Source organism: Streptomyces sp. A01, assembly GCF_059026195.1.
Window position 1 is genome coordinate 1 of record NZ_JBWLKN010000067.1, and the last position, 4,649, is coordinate 4,649.

Sequence of the window (4,649 nt, forward strand, 5' to 3'; positions counted from 1 at the left end):
TCCGCGAACACCGGGGACGACACCATCAACTCCCGCGCCATCCCCACCCACTGAGCACCCTGACCCGGGAAGACGAACACGGGGCGGTCGCCGCCGCCGTCCGCGTAGCCCTGGATGACGCCGGCGCCCGGCTCGCCCCGGCCGATCGCGGCGAGGCCGCGCAGCAGCTCGTCCCTGTCGGTGCCGACGACGACGGCGCGGTGCTCCAACGCGGCGCGCGAACGGATCAGGGAGGCGGCGACGTCCCACGGTGCCAGCTCGGGCCGCTCCGCCAGTGCCGTCCGCAGCCGCTCCGCCTGGGCGCGCAGCGCGCTTTCGTTCTTGCCCGAGACGACCCACGGCAGCACGCCAGGCGCCTCGGTCGCCGCCGGCTCCCCCGCCGTCTCTTCCGGCTCGGGCTCGGCCTGTTCCAGGATCACGTGGGCGTTGGTGCCGCCCATGCCGAACGCGGACACCCCGGCGCGGCGGGGCCGCCCGGTGCTCGGCCACTTCCGGTTGTCGGTCAGCAGGGAGACGGCACCGGCGGACCAGTCGACCTCGGGGGTCGGCTCGTCGGCGTGCAGCGTCTTCGGCAGGACGCCGTCACGCAGCGCGAGCACCGTCTTGATGACGCCGCCGACGCCCGCCGCCGCCTGCGCGTGCCCGATGTTCGATTTCAACGACCCGATCCACAGGGGCTCGTCGCCGTCCCGGTGCTGGCCGTACGTCGCCAGCAGCGCCTGGGCCTCGATCGGGTCGCCCAGGGTGGTGCCGGTGCCGTGGGTCTCGACCGCGTCGACGTGTCCGGCTGCCAGTCGGGCGTTGGCGAGCGCCGCTTCGATGACGCGCTGCTGGGAAGGGCCGTTGGGGGCGGTGAGCCCGTTGCTGGCGCCGTCCTGGTTGACGGCGGAGCCCCGTACGACCGCGAGTACCTGATGCCCGTTCTTGCGGGCGTCCGACAGCCGCTCCACGAGCAGGATGCCCACGCCCTCGCCCAGGCCCATGCCGTCGGCGCCCGCGCCGAACGCCTTGCACCGGCCGTCTTGCGCCAGGCCGCGCTGGCGGCTGAAGCCGACGAACTCGGCCGGGGTGGACATCACGGCGACGCCTGCGGCGAGCGCCAGGTCACAGTCGCCCTGGCGCAGTGCCTGCACCGCCAGGTGCAGGGCGACCAGGGAGGACGAGCAGGCCGTGTCGAGGGTGACGGCGGGCCCCTCGAAGCCGAAGGAGTAGGCGATACGGCCCGACACGACGCTGGCGGCGCCACCCGTCAGCAGGTGGCCCTCGAAGCCCTCGGGTATCCGCTGGATACCGGAGCGGTAGTCCAGCGGGTTGGCGCCGACGAAGGTGCCTACGTTCTCGCCGTGCAGCGACAGCGGGTCGATCCCGGCGCGCTCAAGGACCTCCCACGACGCCTCAAGCAGCAGCCGCTGCTGCGGGTCCATCGCCAGCGCCTCGCGCGGCGAGATGCCGAAGAGACCGGCGTCGAACTGGTCGGCGTCGCCGAGGAATCCGCCCTCGGTGACGTACGTCGTGCCCTCCCGCTCGGGGTCGGCGTCGTACAGGCCGGTCAGGTCCCAGCCCCGGTTGGCGGGGAACCCGGAGATGGCGTCGCCGCCCGCCGTGACCAGTTGCCACAGCTCTTCGGGGGACCGCACACCGCCGGGAAAGCGGCATGCCATGGAAACGATGGCGATGGGTTCCTGGCTGCGGGATTCCACGGTGCGCAGACGGGTCTGCGTCTGCTGGAGTTCCGTGGTGACCCGCTTGAGATAGCCGAGGAGTTTCTGTTCGTTGCTCATTTCCGTGTTGGCGTTCTCTTCGTGCGACATGGTCGGTTCTCCCGGTGCTGAACGGTTGTCGGGCCTGACGGTGGGGGCGGTCCGGAATCAGGTCGTACCGAACTCCCGGTCGATCAGGGCGAACATCTCGTCGGCGGTCGCCGCCTCGACATTCGTCGCTTCGCTCTCCGTCGCGGTTTCCGTCTCCTCCGCACCGGGAGCGGCCTCGCTCCATTTCCACAGAAGGTCCTGAAGCCGCTTGGTGATCTTTTCGTGGGTCTTTCCGTCGGCTGCCAGCCCGGCCAGCGACGTCTCCAGCTGGTCCAGTTCGCCGAGCACGGGGCGGGCTTCGCCGTCCTCGTTCTCCGGCAGCAGCTCGGCGCGCAGCTTGCGGGCGAGGGCGACGGGAGTGGGGAAGTCGAAGACGAGCGTGGCGGGCAGCCGCAGGCCGGTCGCGGCACCCAACCGGTTCCGCAGCTCCACGGCGGTCAGCGAGTCGAAGCCCAGCTCGCGGAAGGCACGGTTGGCCTCGACCGCTTCCGCGCCCGCCGCGTGCCCGAGGACGGCGGCGGCCTGCGCCCGGACCAGCTCCTGGAGGGCGTGGTCCTGCTCGGCGCGGGACCGGCCGGTCAGCGAGCGCGCCAGCATCTGCGCGCCGCTCTCCGCTCCGGCGCCGCTGTCAGCGGCGTTGTCGGCGGCGTTGTCGGCGGCGTTGTCGGCGGCGTCAGCCGCGTCGAGGACCCGGCGCGCCTCCGGCAGCTCGTCGATGAGCTTGCTGGCCCGCGCCATGGTGAACAGCGGCACGAACCGGTCCCACTCCACATCAGCGACCGCCACGAAGGTCTCGTCGTGGTCGAGCACCTGCTGGAGCGCGGCGAACGCAAAGCCCTTGTCGAGCAGCGGCAGTCCGTGCTTGCTTGACCGCTCGTTCTTCAGCGTCCGCAGCTCCGTGTTGCGCTCGTCCCAGTCGTTGGCCGCGTCCCAGATGCCCCAGGAGATCGCCGTGCCCGGCAGGCCGCGCCCACGACGGTGCTCGGCGAGCGCGTCGAGGTGGGCGTTGGCCGCCGCGTACGCACCGTGCTCACCGCTGCCCCAGAACCCCGCGATCGACGAGAACAGCAGGAAGGCGTCCAGGGTGTCCTCGCTGAAGAGGCTGTCCAGGTGCTCGGCGCCGAGCGTCTTCGCCCGGCACACCTCCGCGTACCGTTCGGGTGTCGTCCCGTCCAGCGTGCCCAGCTCGATGTGCGCCGCTGTGTGCACCACGGCACGGACGGGGCTGCCGTCCGCGTCCAGCCGCTTCACAAGCGCCGCCAGCGCGTCCCGGTCGGACACGTCACAGGCGGCGATGGTCACCCTGGCTCCCAGCCCGGTCAGCGCCGCCTCCAGTTCGGCGGCTCCCAGCGCGTCCCTGCCCTTGCGGCTGGTCAGCACCAGGTGTTCGGCGCCCCGTTCGGCGAGCCAGCGCGCCAGGTGGCCGCCGATGCCCCCGGTGCCGCCCGTGACGAGCACCGTGCCGCGCGGCTGCCAGGCACGGGGCGCCGTGCGGTCGGCCAGCCGCGCGCGCACCATGCGCCGCGCGAGAACGCCCGAGTCGCGGACCGCGAGCTGGTCCTCGCCGTGGCCGCCGGACAGGGCGGCACACAGCAGCCGCAGCGCCTTGGCGTCGGCGGCGGCCGGCAGGTCCACCAGCCCGCCCCACAGCCGGGGCTGCTCCAGGGCGGCGACCCGCCCCAGGCCCCAGACCTGTGCCTGCACGGCACTGGTCAGCCTCTCGGAGGCGCTCGCGGCGACCGCGCCCCGGGTGGCGCACCACACCCGCGCCTCGGCGCCCATGTCACCCAGCGCCTGCAACAGGCTGAGCGTGCCGAGCACGCCCACGGCCGTGCCGGCGAATTCCGGGTGCGGCGCGTCGTCCAGCGCCCAGAGGGAGAGCACTCCCGCCAGGTCACCGGCCTCACCGGCCTCGCCGATGGCCTCGGAGATCCTGACCGCCAGCTTCTCCCGGTGCGCGTCGGCGGCGTCCACGTCCAGCCGCCGCACCTCGGCTCCCTGCTCACCGAGCGCGCCCAGCACACCGCCGACCAGCGGGTCGGCGGCCTGCGACGCGGGCACCACCACAAGCCATGTCCCGGTCAGCGCGGCTTTGGCGATGCCGGTCTGCTGCCGCCACACGGCCTTGTAGCGCCAGGAGTCGATGACGGACCGCTCACGGCGCTGCCGCCGCCAGGACGACAACGCGGGCAACACAGCGCCCAGCCCGTCCTGGCCGCCCTCCACCCCGAGAGTCAGCGCCAGCTCCTCCAGGTCCTCGCGCTCAACAGCCTCCCAGAACCGCGCCTCCACCTCGTCCCGGTCCGAAGCCACCACGGCCGTGCTCTCCTCCAGCCAGTAGCGCTCACGCTGGAAGGCGTACGTCGGCAGATCCACGGGACAGGCCCCCGGGAACAACGGCGCCCAGTCGATCCGTACGCCCTTGACCTGCGCCTCGGCGAGCGACGTCAGGAACCGCCCGAGCCCGCCGTCATCGCGCCGCAGCGAACCAACCGTGGTCACGGGCGCTTCCGGGCCAGCGGTCTCCTGAACGCTCATCGACAGCACCGGATGCGCACTGCACTCCACGAACACGCCGAAGCCGTCACCGATCAACCGCTCCACCGTCGGCCCGAACCGCACCTCCCGCCGCAAATTCCGCACCCAGTACGCGGCGTCAAGCCCGGCCGTATCGACCCGCTCGCCCTCCACCGTCGAGTAGAACGGCACCGTCCCGCTCCGAGGGCTCACCTCCTCCAGGACCCGCAGCAGCTCCTCGCGGATGGACTCCACCTGCGACGTATGCGACGCGTAGTCGACGGCAACGCGCTTGGCGCGAATATCCTCCGCCTCACAACC

2 protein-coding genes are annotated in these 4,649 nt (G+C 72.5%); both read right to left on the bottom strand.

The genetic code is table 11. The features are described from left to right. The coding region (locus AC5P1B_RS35435) for a type I polyketide synthase (RefSeq protein ID WP_493892146.1) at positions 1–1,811 on the bottom strand (1,811 nt) is incomplete at its 3' end. Positions 1,812–1,868: 57 nt separating this feature from the next. Next, positions 1,869–4,649, bottom strand: a 2,781-nt coding sequence (locus AC5P1B_RS35440) for an SDR family NAD(P)-dependent oxidoreductase (protein ID WP_493892147.1), incomplete at its 5' end; no start/stop codon positions are given.